The 13,126-nt window shown below is 68.9% G+C and carries 8 protein-coding genes and 2 pseudogenes; 5 read left to right on the forward strand and 5 right to left on the reverse strand.

What is annotated here, in order from left to right:
* Positions 1–14: 14 nt before the first annotated feature.
* Positions 15–893: pseudogene (locus ACOAMO_RS08045) on the forward strand (phosphoribosylaminoimidazolesuccinocarboxamide synthase); the annotation flags it as partial.
* 29 nt (positions 894–922) lie between these two features.
* On the opposite strand, the gene ACOAMO_RS08050 reads toward ACOAMO_RS08045, so the two are convergent.
* Positions 923–1,834 (reverse strand): DMT family transporter, encoded by a 912-nt coding sequence (locus ACOAMO_RS08050; RefSeq protein WP_420174295.1) that lies wholly within the window; start codon positions 1,832–1,834, stop codon positions 923–925.
* Between the two features lie 107 nt (positions 1,835–1,941).
* Here ACOAMO_RS08050 and purS point away from each other — a divergent pair.
* A pseudogene (gene purS, locus ACOAMO_RS08055) lies at positions 1,942–2,210 on the forward strand (phosphoribosylformylglycinamidine synthase subunit PurS); the annotation flags it as partial.
* The gene (gene purQ, locus ACOAMO_RS08060; RefSeq protein ID WP_420174296.1) at positions 2,210–2,887 is read left to right on the forward strand and encodes a phosphoribosylformylglycinamidine synthase subunit PurQ; all 678 of its coding nucleotides are present in this window, start codon (positions 2,210–2,212) and stop codon (positions 2,885–2,887) included. The pseudogene purS and the gene purQ, both read left to right, overlap by 1 nt.
* 241 nt (positions 2,888–3,128) lie before the next feature.
* Here purQ and ACOAMO_RS08065 read toward each other — a convergent pair whose 3' ends face one another.
* The 3 genes from ACOAMO_RS08065 to ACOAMO_RS08075 form a co-directional block, all read right to left on the reverse strand.
* Positions 3,129–5,180, reverse strand: coding sequence for a PhoX family protein (locus tag ACOAMO_RS08065; protein ID WP_420174297.1), 2,052 nt, complete (start codon positions 5,178–5,180; stop codon positions 3,129–3,131).
* Between the two features lie 139 nt (positions 5,181–5,319).
* Complete coding sequence (locus ACOAMO_RS08070; protein WP_420174298.1) at positions 5,320–5,976, reverse strand: LuxR C-terminal-related transcriptional regulator; 657 nt, start codon at positions 5,974–5,976, stop codon at positions 5,320–5,322.
* A gap of 22 nt (positions 5,977–5,998) precedes the next feature.
* Positions 5,999–6,964: an N-acetylglucosamine kinase gene (locus ACOAMO_RS08075; protein ID WP_420174299.1), complete on the reverse strand. Its 966-nt coding sequence runs from the start codon at positions 6,962–6,964 to the stop codon at positions 5,999–6,001.
* Between the two features lie 107 nt (positions 6,965–7,071).
* Here ACOAMO_RS08075 and pepN point away from each other — a divergent pair, with 107 nt between their 5' ends.
* Together pepN and purL are read left to right on the forward strand one after the other, a co-directional pair.
* Positions 7,072–9,627 (forward strand): aminopeptidase N, encoded by a 2,556-nt coding sequence (gene pepN / locus ACOAMO_RS08080; RefSeq protein ID WP_420174300.1) that lies wholly within the window; start codon positions 7,072–7,074, stop codon positions 9,625–9,627.
* A gap of 144 nt (positions 9,628–9,771) precedes the next feature.
* Positions 9,772–12,030, forward strand: coding sequence for a phosphoribosylformylglycinamidine synthase subunit PurL (gene purL / locus ACOAMO_RS08085; protein WP_420174301.1), 2,259 nt, complete (start codon positions 9,772–9,774; stop codon positions 12,028–12,030).
* 72 nt (positions 12,031–12,102) lie between these two features.
* On the opposite strand, the gene ACOAMO_RS08090 is transcribed toward purL, so the two are convergent.
* Positions 12,103–13,044, reverse strand: a complete 942-nt coding sequence (locus ACOAMO_RS08090; protein WP_420174302.1) for a hypothetical protein — start codon at positions 13,042–13,044, stop codon at positions 12,103–12,105.
* Between the last annotated feature and the right edge of the window lie 82 nt (positions 13,045–13,126).

Here is a 13,126-nt window from a genome sequence, read left to right on the forward strand (position 1 = left end):
ACTAAGGTGTGCCCGTGAGCGAGTACACCGAACTTGAACTGCCCCTGCTGCACGCCGGGAAGGTGCGTGAGCTCTACGCCCTGCAGTCCGACGACCGCATGCTGATGGTGGCCACCGATCACATCTCCGCCTACGACTTCGTGCTGAGCCCCGGCATCGCCGGCAAGGGTGTGGTGCTCACCCAGCTGTCCCTGTGGTGGTTCGACCAGCTGCGAGACCTGGTGGACAACCACGTGATCAGTGCCGATCCCGCCACGGAGATCGGCCCGGAGCGAGCCCAGCTGGTGGCCGGCCGGGCGCTGGTCTGCGAGAAGCTGGACATGGTTCCCGTGGAGTGCGTGGCCCGGGGCTACCTGACCGGTTCGGGCTGGGCCGAATACCAGGCCAACGGCACCGTCTGCGGCATCGAGCTGCCCGCGGGCCTGCAGGACGGGTCGCGGCTGCCGGAGCCGATCTTCACCCCCGCCACCAAGGCGCCGATGGGGGAGCACGACGAGAACGTCGACTTCGAGACCATGTGCCAGACCACCGGACGTGAGCTCGGCGAGCAGCTGCGCAGCCTGACCCTGGAGGTCTACGCCCGCGCGGAGCAGATCGCCCGCGAGCGCGGCATCATCCTGGCCGACACCAAGTTCGAGTTCGGCCGACGTGCCGACGGCACCATCGTGCTGGCCGACGAGGTGCTCACCCCTGATTCGTCGCGCTTCTGGGACGCCGAGAGCTGGGCACCGGGCGGCCGGCTGGAGAGCTTCGACAAGCAGTACGTGCGCGACTGGCTGGCCAAGGAGTCCGGCTGGGACCGCAAGGGAGAGACCCCGCCGCCCGCACTGCCCGACGAGGTGGTGGAGGCCACCCTGGGCCGCTACCTGGATGCCTACCGACGCCTGACCGGTACCGATCTCGTCCTGCCCTGAATTGGCGCTCAGGCCCGGCTGAGCAGTCCCAGCCCGCCGATGACCAGCGCCACGCCCAGCCCCATCAGCCAGGTGAAGGGCTCCCCGAGCACCGCCACCGCCAGCAGGTTGGCCACCAGCGGCTCGGCCAGGGCCAGCGTCGCGGCGGTCGCTGCGTCGATGCTGCGCATCCCCTTCTGGTAGAGCAGATAGGCGCCGGCGGTGGCAGCGAACCCGAGCCAGGCCAGCACCAGCAGGTTGTGTGGCTCGGCGACGAAGGCCAGGTCCTGGCCGAGCAGGGGCCAGGCCAGCACGGCGCTGGCGGCCAGGAAGATCCAGCTGGTCAGCACCACGGTGTCGGTTCCGGCACTGGCCGCGCGTCGGCCCGCGACGGAGTAGAGCGCGAAGCTGGCGCCGGCCGCGATCGCCAGGGCCAGCCCCATGCCGTCCAGTGGTGCCGACGATCCGGCGCCCAGCACCAGCAGGGTGGCGCCGCCCAGGCTGACCAGCGTGGCGATCACCCAGATCCGGCCGGGGCGCAGTCCTTCCATGGCCCAGCCAACCATTCCGGCAACCGCCGGTGCGGTGGCCAGCATCACCAATGTCCCCACCGTCACGCCGGTGCGGGCCACGGCGGCGAAGAAGGTGAGCTGGTAGGCGGCCACGGCCACCCCCGCGGCCAGCAGCCACCGGCCGCGTCCCTCGCGCGGTGCGGCCAGCCAGGCCCTCGGCCGGGTGGCCAGCGCCAGCAGCGTCAGCGTCACCGCCGCGATCATGGCCCGCAACGCTCCCACCGAGACCGGCGACGGGTCCCCTTGCAGCAGCGCCTGGGAGGTTCCCGTGGTGCCCCACAGGCAGGCGCCGGCCAGGGCGAACAGGGCGCCTCCGGTCAACGGCCGTGAGGCAGTACGCGAGGCTTCGTGGGCGCGGCTGCTGTCCATGGGGCTCAACCTAGGGGCTGTGGGCCGCAGGCGACGATGCCGCCCGGGTGCTGGCACGGGCCCGGCGTGTGCACGAACGGCCTGCGCACGAACAGGCCGTCGTCTCCGATAGGATCGGCGCATGGCCCGTGTAGTCGTCGATGTGATGCCCAAGCCCGAGATCCTTGACCCCCAGGGCAAGGCTGTGACCGGTGCGCTCAACCGCCTTGGATACACCGGGCTCACGGTGCGCCAGGGCAAGCGATTCGAGATCGAGGTGGATGGTGACCTCACCGAGGAGCGCCTTGACCAGATCCGTGATGCCGCAGAGAAGTTGCTGGCGAACACCGTGATCGAGCAGTTCGAGGTGCGCGTCGAGCAGGGCGAGGCCAACTGATGGTGCGCATTGGTGTGGTGACCTTCCCCGGGTCGCTGGACGACCACGACGCGATCCGCGCCGTGGAGATCGCCGGTGCCACCCCCGTGCCGTTGTGGCACGCGTCGGATGAGCTGAATGACATCGACGCCGTGATCCTGCCCGGCGGCTTCAGCTACGGCGACTACCTGCGCTGCGGCGCCATCGCGCGTTTCTCGCCGGTGATGGACTCGGTCATCGACGCCGCCAACAAGGGCATGCCGACGCTGGGCATCTGCAACGGATTCCAGGTGCTGTGCGAAAGCCACCTGCTGCCCGGCGCGATGATCCGCAATGAGAAGCGCCACTTCGTCTGCAAGGACCAGCGGCTGCGCGTCGAGACGATCGACACCACCTGGACCTGTGACTTCACGGTGGGCGAGGAGATCACCATCGTCCTGAAGAACGGGGAGGGCAACTACCAGGCCGATCCCGAGACGTTGAAGATGCTCGAGGACAACAACCAGGTGGTCTTCCGCTACATCGACGGCAACCCCAATGGCTCCAACCACGACATCGCCGGCATCACCAATGAGCGCGGCAATGTGGTGGGCCTGATGCCGCACCCCGAGCACAACATGGAGGAGCTCACCAGCCCCAGCCTGGACGGCCGCAAGTTCTTCAGCTCCGTGCTGCGCTTCCTCGAAGCCCGCGTCTGACACCCACAACCACGCCGACGGCGCCGTCCCTGAGGGGCGGCGCCGTTTTGTACTTTCCCGGGCCTCGACAGGCTCGGCCGCCGTTGCCCCGGGCCTCGACAGGCTCGGCCATCGTCCCCCGGGCCTCGACAGGCTCGGCCATCGTCCCCCGGTCCCCGAGCTTGTCGAGGGGTGGTCCGAGGGGCCGGAGAACGCAAAGGGCGCCCGGACCAGCAGGTCCGGGCGCCCCTCTCAGCTCAGGTCACTTGCGACCGCGGCCACGGCCCTTCTTCTCGGGGGCCTTGTAGACCTGCACCACGGCGGGGCGGGGCAGGGTGTTGTCGTAGTCGGGGAAGTAGCTGTTGGGCTTCTCCCAGGTGCCGTCCTCACCGGGGTGCTGGACGGCGACGAAGACCGACTTGTCCTGGTCGCGGATGATCGGGCCACAGGTCTCGCCGTCGCGGGGGACGGACAGGAACTGGTCGACGCGGCCACGGTCACGGCCGGACAGGGTCACCTTGAACAGGCCGTCGTTGTAGCCAATGCCGTCGGGGGCGCCGTCGGTGGAGATCCACAGGTTGCCCACCGAGTCGAAGGCCAGGTTGTCGGGGCAGCTGATCGGCGAGACGTGCTCGCGAGGGAAGCCCGCGAAGTAGGTGTTCTCGTCGGTGGCGGGATCGCCACAGACCAGCAGCAGGTTCCACGCGAAGCGGGTGGAGGTCTGCGAGCCCAGCTCCTGGATCTCCACGACGTGGCCGTCGCGGTTGATGGCGCGGGGGTTGGCCTCGTCGACGCCGGCCTTGCCGGGCTTGGCGCGGTCGGAGTTGTTGGTGCAGGCCACGTAGACGCGGCCGGTCTTCAGCGAGGGCTCCACGTCTTCGCAGCGGTCCATCTTGGTGGCGCCCAGCTTGTCGGCGGCCAGACGGGTGTAGACGAGCACCTCGTCGACGCTCATGCCCTCGACCATCGACTGGCCGTCCTTGACCAGCGCAACCCAACGGCCGGTGCCGTCGAACTCGCCGTCGCTGGGCAGCGCGCCGGTGCCGTCGATCTCGGCGGCAGGCGAGTTGCCGGTGAACTTGGCGACGTACAGGTCGCCCTCCTCCAGCAGACGCATGTTGTGGCGACGGTCACCCTCGCGGTACTTGCGCTTGGAAACGAACTTGTACAGGTAGTCGAACTTCTCGTCGTCGCCGGAGTAGGCCACCACGCGGCGGTCCTCGGCGATGATGACGTTGGCGCCCTCGTGCTTGAAGCGGCCCAGGGCGGTGTGCTTGCGCGGGGTCGACTTGGGATCGAAGGGATCAACCTCGACGATCCAGCCAAAGCGGTTGGCCTCGTTCTCGAAGCCCTCGTTGTTGGTGTCGAAGCGGGGGTCGCTGTGCTCCCAGCCGCGCACGGTCTCCTTGTCGGTGATGCCGTAGCGCTTGTCCTCGGCGGTCTTGCCATTGCCGCGGAAGTAGGAGTGGAAGTTCTCCTCGCCGGACAGCAGGGTGCCCCACGGGGTCAGGCCGCCGGAGCAGTTGCCCAGGGTGCCCAGCACCTTGGTGCCCGAGGGATCGGCCTTGGTCTTGAGCAGGTCGCTGCCGGCGGCGGGGCCGGTCATGCGGTAGGCATCGTCGATCACGATGCGACGGTTCAGGCGGGCACCCTTGACGTAGGTGTAGGGGGCGTTGCGGTTCTTGCGCTCCAGCTCGACGACGGTCAGGCCGTGGTTGATCATGCCGATCTCACGCTGCTGCTTCTCCGGCATGCTGGGCGGGAACATGATGTTCTCGTTGGTGTACTCGTGGTTGCAGAACATCACGGCGCGACGACCATTGGAGCCCGGGATCTCCTGGATCTCGGTGTAGTCGTTGTTGTAGCCGAACTGCTTGCGGGCGGCCTCGGCGGTCTGCTTGGCCGCGTCGAACTCGGGGGAGTCGGCGAACAGCGGATCGCCCCACTTGATGATGGGCTTCCAGGTGTAGCCGGTGGGGACGTTGAACTCGTCCACCATGGCGTCGACGGGCTGGATCGGGTTGAAGTTCAGCGGGCTCTTGCGGGCGCCGCGGCGAGCCTCGGGCAGCGCACCCTGGGGGGCAGCGGCTGCGGTCTCGTAGCGCGAGGCGCCGAACAGGGCCACGGCACCGGCCGAACCGGCGAGCACGGTGCGACGCGACACGGCGGTGGAGGCGATGTCACGGAAGTAGTCGTTGTTGGTGGTGTTGCAGATCTCACCAAGGCACTGGTTGTCACACTTGAGGGCGCAGGTGACGGCCGAGCGCTTGCCGCGCACGTGGCCGATCATCGGCAGGAGACGCTTCTGGTCCATGGTTCTACCTTTCGCATCGGCCCCCTGGACGGGGCCGGACTGTGGGGACGCGTCTGCGAGCAAAGCAGCGGCGCGTGCACGGAGCCCGACGACGGGGCAAACGAAAGGTGAACTAGGTCACAACGCTGTGATCAAACGCTCAACCAGCTTCGCGGTCGGCCACCGGGCGCAAGCCGTTGTCGATGCCCCAGATGACGGCCTGCGAACGGCTGTTCACGTTGATCTTGTGGTAGGCGGAGCGAATGTAGGACTTCACCGAATTGGGGCTGAGGTAGAGCGAGCGGGCGATCTGGTCATTGCTGAGCCCCTGGCAGATCAGCGAGATCATCTCCGACTCACGCATGCTCAGGCCGGCGCGACGGCCCGGCCAGTCGCGGCCCTTGCGGGCGGCCTCGGCCAGCAGATCCGGCTCGGGCTCGACGCCGGTCTCCACCACCTGCTCACCCTGGGACACGCGCACCAGGGCCTCGGCCAGGGCATCCGAGTCGAGCGTCTTGGACAGCACACCCTGGGCACCGGAGTCGAGCGCGTCGCGCACCAGGTTCTCGTCGGTCTCCCAGGCGTAGACCACCACCTTCTCGATGGCGGGCTCCGCGAGCCGCTGGGCCACCTCCTGCTCCAGATTGGTGGCCATCGCGTGGGTGTCCAGCAGCGCGATGTCGCACTTCTCGCCCACCGGCACCAGGGCGTCAAGCTCCACCACCTCGATCGCCTGATGGGGGCGCAGCAGCGCACGGAGACCATCGAGCACCAAGGGGTGGTCATTGACGAGGGCAACACGGACCGGTGAATTCACACTGGCAGTATGCCCTGATTGGTCAAGCCACATCGACCCGGGTTGAGAGGGCCGATGTGCGGCTCACCCGTGGCAGCAGGGCAGCGCCGTCGATGCTGGTGCCGAGCGGCTCCACCAAACAGACATCGTCCAGGTGCTGCCACAGCTGTGCTGCAAAGGATTCCTTGATCACGGGGGAGTCGAAGACCTTGCCCAGGGTGCTCACCCGGGGCTGCGCGCTGCTGTCCTCCCCGACGCGACGAAGGCCCGCCACCACCGAGGTGGCCAGCTCCTCTCCCGCGCGCAGGCAGATGCGTCGGCAGACCTCGTCGCCCTCCTCGGCCAGCGTGGCGACGGTCCGGGCCCAGGCCGCGATCCGACGCACCCGCTGCTCGTCGGCCTGCAGCACCATGTAGGCGCCGTCCAGGTCACCGTCGAAGTCCTGAAGGACGGGCGCCGTCAGGGCGGTGGCGGGCCCCCGGCCGTCATGGGCGCGCATCACCGCGTCCAGCCCCGCGCGGCCGATCCAGTAGCCGGAGCCGGCATCGCCGATGAGATTGCCCCACCCGTCGACGCGGGCCACGGCTTCGCGTCCCACGGCCAGGGTGACCACCCCCGTGCCGGCCGCCACCACGGCGCCGGTGGTGTCACCCAGCGCCCCCAGGTAACTGGTGGTGGAGTCGTGGGCCAGCAGCACCCGCTCCAGACCGGCTGCGGCCACCAGCTCCTTCAGCTCGCCGGCCGACTCCGTGCCGGTCAGCCCCGAGCTGCCGACCGCCAGCACGCGGGGTGCATCCCCGCCAGGGGCTGCGTCGTGCAGTGCCTGCAGTGCGAACTGCGCCAGCTGCGGCACGACGGGCCGATCGGTGATGACGCCGGGGAATTCCTGCTCGTGCACGATCTGGGTGCCGTGGCGCAGCTGGACGCGCACCCCGGTCTGCCCAGCATCCATGGCCAGCACGGCCTCCCCCGTGGGCGCAGGGTCGTGTGAGCCGGTCTTCGTCGTCATGGGCCAAGACTAGGGCTGTGGTCTGGCCGCTGGGCCGTGAACAAGTGAAATACCTGAGCGGCGTTGGAACTTGTCGCCGGGCCCGCCGAGGGTCAGTCTTGGGCAGCGTGAGCATTGGAAACATCAGTCGTGACGAAGCCGTCACCCGCAGCGCCGGGCTGTCGCTGCACAGCTACCAGACCACCGTCGATCTCCGGGGCGCCACCGATCCCGAACGCAGCACCTTCGACGTGCAGTGCACGATCACCCTGGACGCACGGATCGAGTCCACCACGATCGACTTCCTGGACGGCGCCGTCCACCAGGTGGCGGTCAACGGCAAGCCGCAGCAGGTGGACTACGACGGTGCCCGCTTTGCCGTCGCGCTCACCCCGGGCCGCAATGTGGTCGAGGTGCAGGCCGAGGCGCGTTACTCGCGCTCGGGCCAGGGCATGCACCGCTTCGTCGACCCGATCGACGGCCAGACCTATCTGTACACGCAGTACGAACCGGCCGACGCGCGCCGCGTCTTCCCCAATTTCGAGCAGCCAGACCTCAAGGCGGCGCACCACATCACCGTGCTGGCCCCCGCAGGCTGGCAGGTGCGTTCCAACCAGCCGCTGGCCACCCCGGCCCCCGAACCCCTCGACGACGGCGGTGAGCGCCACCGCTTCGGGCCCACCCCGCCGCTGTCCACCTTCATCACCTGCATCGTCGCCGGGCCCTGGCACGAGGTGAGCGACAGCTGGGACTCCGGCGACGGCCTGCAGATTCCCCTGGGGGTGCTGTGCCGGCAGAGTCTGGTGCCACACCTGGACCACGAACGCATCCTGCAGGTCACCAAGCAGGGGCTGGGCTTCTTCCACGAGCACTTCCAGTACCCCTACCCGTGGGGCAAGTACGACCAGATCTTCGTCCCCGAGTACAACCTGGGCGCCATGGAGAACCCGGGGCTGGTGACCTTCACCGAGCACTACCTGTTCCGCTCGGCCGCCACCCGCGCCCAGTACCAGGGCCGCGCCAACACGATCCTGCACGAGATGGCGCACATGTGGTTCGGAGACCTGGTGACGCCGCAGTGGTGGGATGACCTGTGGCTCAAGGAGTCCTTCGCCGAGTTCATGGGTGCCCACGTCAGCCAGCAGGCCACCGAGTTCACCGACGCCTGGGTGGCCTTCGCGGGACGTCGCAAGGCCTGGGCCTACAACCAGGACCAGCTGCCCACCACACATCCCATCGTCGCCGACATCCCCGACGTGGAAGCCGCCAAGCAGAACTTCGACGGCATCACCTACGCCAAGGGCGCCGCGGTGCTCAAGCAGCTGGTGGCCCACGTCGGCGTCGAGGACTTCTTCGCCGGCTCGCGCGCCTACTTCAAGGCCCACGCCTTTGGCGCCGCCCGTCTGGCGCACCTGCTGGAGGCCCTGCAGGAGGCCTCCGGACGCGACCTGGAGCAGTGGTCCGAGCGCTGGCTGCAGACCGCCGGCCCCGACACCCTCACTCCGGTGGTGGAATGCGCCGACGGCCGCATCACCCGGTTGGGGATCCGTCAGGTCTCCCTCGATGCCCGCACCGGCGAGCACGTCGGCCGGCCCCACACCCTGGCGGTCGGTCTGTATCGCCGTGAGGGAGAGCGCCTGGTTCGCAGTCAGCTCATCGACGTCGAACTCGACGGGCGGGAGGTGACTTGGCTGGAGGGGGCCGTCGGCCTGGACCAGCCAGACCTGGTGGTGGTCAACGACGGTGACCTCACCTATGCCAAGACCGAGCTCGACGAGCGCTCGCTCGCCACGGTGCGCGAATCGCTCGGCAGCCTGGAGGACCCGCTCACCCGTGCCCTGGTGTGGGCGGCGCTGTGGAACCAGACCCGCGATGCACGTCTACGAGTGGACGATTTCGTGCAGATCGTGCTCACCCACGCCACCCGCGAACCCGACGTCGCCACCTTGGCCACGCAGCTGTCCTGCGCCACCGTGGCCATCAACCGCTACCTGCCTCAGCCGAAGCGCGCCGAGCTGGCCCGCACCTTCGGGGAGGGGTTGTGGCAGGCGCTGCAGGAGGCCGAGGCCGGCAGCGACGCCCAGCTGGCACTGGCCCGTGCCGTCGCCGAAATCGCCGTTCGGGTCCCGGAACTGGCAGAGCGGGTGCAGGGCCTGCTCGACGGCAGCCAGCTGCCACAGGGCCTGGAGGTGGGGTCCGAACTGCGGTGGAGCCTGGCCACCGCCCTGGCGGCACTTGGCCGCTGGCAAGAGCCCGAACTCGACGCCGAGCTGGCCCGGGACCCCGGAAAGGACGGCATCACCGCGCGTATGGCTGCCCTGGCCGCCCGTCCCGATCCGCAGGTGAAGGCCCAGACCTGGCAGCAGCTGCACCAGCCCGGGGCGCTCAGCAATGACCACATGGATGCCATGATCGCGGGCCTGACCACCGCCGGTCAGGAGGAGCTGGTGGAGCCTGTCTCCGCCGACTACTTCGACGGCCTGTTGCAGGTGTGGCGCTCCCACTCGATCGAGCTGGCCCAGCGGTTGGTGGGTGGGCTCTTCCCGAGTGACGCCGGGGCCGCCCAGCGTGCGCAGGAATGGCTGACCGCCCATCCCGAGGCGCCGGGTGCCCTGCGCCGCCTGGTGCTGGAAGGGGCTGACGCCGCCCAGCGAGCCCAACGCGCCCAGCAGTTCAACGCCTGAGGGGCGACCGGTGAGGGCCTCGTCCACCCGCGACGGTGTGGACGAGGCCCTCGTCGCGTCTCGTGGCGCGACTGTCCGGCGCTGTTCGCGGCACACGAGGGCTGCGACTGCGCCCGTCGGCGCCGAAGACGCTAGATTGTGTTCGTGGCCGACACCGTAGAAAATGCCGTCAACACTCCCGACGTCCAGCAGCCTTGGGCAGAGCTGGGTCTGAAGCAGGACGAGTACGACTCGATCCGCCAGATCCTGGGCCGACGCCCCACTGGCGCCGAGCTGGCGATGTATTCGGTGATGTGGAGCGAACACTGCTCCTACAAGTCCTCCAAGGTGCACCTGAAGCGCTTCAGCGTGCTCGACCAGAACACCCCGCGCGGGCCGCTGCTGGCCGGCATCGGCGACAACGCCGGCGCGGTGGACATCGGTCAGGGCTATGCCGTCACCTTCAAGGCGGAGAGCCACAACCACCCGTCCTATGTGGAGCCCTACCAGGGCGCCGCGACCGGCGTTGGCGGCATCGTGCGCGACATCCTCGCCATGGGTGCCCGCCCGATCGGCGTGATGGACCCGCTGCGCTTCGGGCCGCTGGAGGCCCCCGACACCAAGCGCGTCATGCCCGGCATCGTCTCCGGCATCGGCGGCTACGGCAACTGCCTGGGCCTGCCGAACATCGGCGGCGAGGTGGTCTTCGACAAGACCTACTACGGCAACCCGCTGGTCAACGCCCTGTGCGTCGGCCTCATGCGTCATGAGGACCTGCGACGCGCCAAGGCCACCGGTGCCGGCAACAAGGTGATCATGTACGGCGCGGCCACCGGCGGCGACGGCATCGGCGGCGCCTCCATCCTCGCCTCGGAGACCTTCGACGCCGACGGCCCGGTCAAGCGCCCCAGCGTCCAGGTGGGCGACCCCTTCATGGAGAAGCTGCTCATCGAGTGCACCCTGGAGCTCTTCGCCGAGGACCTGATCAATGGCCTGCAGGACTTCGGTGCGGCCGGCATCAGCTGTGCCACCAGCGAGCTGGCCAGCGCCGGCGACGGCGGCATGAACGTCGAACTCGACGTGGTTCCGCTGCGCGACTCCACCCTCTCGCCCGAGGAGATCCTCATGAGCGAGTCGCAGGAGCGCATGATGGCCGTCGTGGAGCCCGACAAGGTCGACCGCTTCATGGAGATCTGCGCCAAGTGGGACGTGCTGGCCACCGTGGTGGGCGAGGTCACCGAGGGCGACCGCCTCATCATCACCTGGCACGGCGAGACCATCGTCGACGTCGACCCCAAGACCGTCGCCCACGAGGGCCCCACCTACAACCGGCCCATCGCGCGCCCGGACTGGATCGACCAGGTGAACGCCGACGACGCGAACCAGCTGCCTCGCGCCGCCACCGGTGACGAACTGGCCCAGACCCTGATGGCCATGGTGGCCAGCCCCAACCTGTGCGACAAGTCCTGGGTGACCAACCAGTACGACCGCTACGTGCGCGGCAACTCGGTGCTGGCCCAGCCGGAGGACTCCGGCATGCTGCGCATCGACGAGAAGACCAACCTGGGCATCAGCCTCTCCACCGACTGCAATGGCCGCTTCGCCTACCTGGATCCCTACCAGGGCGCGCAGCTGGCCCTGTGCGAGAGCTACCGCAATGTGGCCGTGGGCGGTGCCGAGCCGGTTGCGATCACCGACTGCCTGAACTTCGGTTCCCCCGAGGACCCCGAGGTGATGTGGCAGTTCCAGGAGGCCATCAAGGGTCTGGTGGACGGCTGTCAGGAGCTGGGCACCCCGGTCACCGGCGGCAATGTCAGCTTCTACAACCAGACCGACGGCACCAACATCCTTCCCACCCCGGTGGTCGGCATGCTGGGCGTGATCGACGACGTCACCAAGCGCATCCCGATGGGCTTCACCCACACCGGCGACGGCGTCTTCCTGCTGGGCACCACCAAGGAGGAGATGAGCGGTTCGGTCTGGGCGCAGGTCATGCACGACGACCACCTGGGCGGCCGTCCTCCGCAGGTGGACTTCGCCGCCGAGAAGGCGCTGGCGGCCGTGATGATCGCCGCGAGCAAGGAGGGCCTGCTCAGCAGCGCCCACGACCTGGCCGACGGTGGTCTGGCCCAGGCGCTCGTGGAGAGCGCGCTGCGCAAGAACCTGGGCGTCGCCCTGACGCTGCCCGAGGGTGATCCGTGCGTCCAGCTGTTCAGCGAGACGGCGGCTCGTGCCCTGGTGAGCCTGCCCGCCAGTTCCCTGAGCCGCTTCAAGGAGCTGTGCCAGGAGCACGACGTCCCGCTCACCCGCCTGGGTGAGGTCACCGGCGTCGCCGAGCTGGAGATCCAGGGCCAGTTCACCCTGCCGCTGGAGCAGATCCGCGAGGCCTGGGAGGCCACGATTCCGTCCGTGATGGACGCCTGAGGCACCTGTAGCCCCGAAGTGGGGAGGATTTCCACCGACATCGGTGGAAATCCTCCCCACTTCTCGTTGTGTTCAGCCCCACAGCCCCGAGGCGGCGCAAGTGGGGCAGGCGTGGGCGTCGCACTGCTCGCCCGTGATCAGGAACATGCGCGCCACCTGGTGCGCCACCTCACAGGGACGGTGCCAGCAGTCGTGGTGTCCGTAGCGCAGCGTCGGCAGGCCGTCGAGGAGTGACTCGTTGTCGCGGGAGAGGTCTCGAAACCGTGACCGGGCGTCCTCGTGGCCCAGCCGTCCGTCCAGTTCCACGACGAAGCGGTCGTAACGCACGTCGTGCCGCGCCGACCCTCGCCGGAACTGCCGCCGGCCCCGCGGCAGGCCATGGGCCTGTTCGACGGCAATGGCATAGCGATGCTCCAGGGTCGACTCGAGCCCCGCCGCGTCCCGCAGCAGGGTGGTGAGCAAGGGGCGCACGTGGCCTCCACCCGTCAGTCTGGGTCTTTGCTCCAGCACCCGCAGCAGCCGTTCGGGGGTGGTCTTTCGAAGGCGCAGGGCGTCGGTCACCCAGGCGACGCTGCGCTCGGGTTCGGCGACGCACAGGTCGATGACGGTCCACTCCACCGGGGTCGTGGGGAGCAGCCCGCGCGGGGCGGGCAGGCTTCGTCGACGGAGCACCCGACAGCCGGGAACCTGGCCGCGACGTGCCCCGTGCGGCACCAGCACCACCAGGTCGTCCTCGGGTTCGGGGCCGATGCCCAAACGGTGGGCTGCGGCGTGCTCGCCGAGCATCGCCCCGTCCCCGGCGCCAAGGACGCCGGCCCAGGCGCGCCCGGTGAAGTCGAGTTCGGGCAGGTCGGTGTAGAGACCCGGCGCGATCCGGTGCCACTGCCCGGTGTCGACCAACCGCTGGATGGTGCGCTCAGGCATCAACCGCAGCGCCTGGTCTCGGCTGATGACACCGCCCTGCGCGCGCAGCAGACCCTGCAGGTGCGGGCTGGGCTGGTGGCGGGCGTGCATGCGGCCAGCGTCACCGCGGTGGGGGAATTGGGCAATGGGCTCAGCCACATCTGTGGACAACCACGAGAAGTGGGGAGGATTT

Origin of the sequence: Luteococcus struthionis, from assembly GCF_048595755.1 — a bacterium.
Classification (GTDB): Bacteria; Actinomycetota; Actinomycetes; order Propionibacteriales; family Propionibacteriaceae; genus Luteococcus.